This window comes from Salinimicrobium oceani, assembly GCF_012037645.1.
This window is the reverse complement of record NZ_JAAVJR010001736.1, coordinates 1-255: the sequence shown is the minus strand read 5'-3', so window position 1 is coordinate 255 and position 255 is coordinate 1. Positions and strand designations below refer to the sequence as shown.

The window sequence follows — 255 nt, the reverse complement described above, 5'->3', positions numbered from 1 at the left end:
CGATGGACAACCAGTTAATATTCTGGTACCTGCTTTGCGTTAAAAGTGACGGAGGCGAGAATTAGGTGCGCACTGACGGAATAGTGCGTTGAAGGATGTGGTAACACTCCGATAGTACACCAAAGCTACGGCGGCGGTGATAATCCTGAATATCGACTTCCAAGAAAAGCGAGCAAAAGCAGCCCGTACCGCAAACCGACACAGGTAGTTGGGATGAGAATTCTAAGGTGCTCGAGAGATTCATGGCTAAGGAAC

Annotated in this window: 1 rRNA gene; it reads left to right on the top strand. The window is 48.6% G+C overall.

The window, feature by feature from the left end:
• Positions 1-255, top strand: a 23S ribosomal RNA gene (locus HC175_RS23810); the annotation flags it as partial.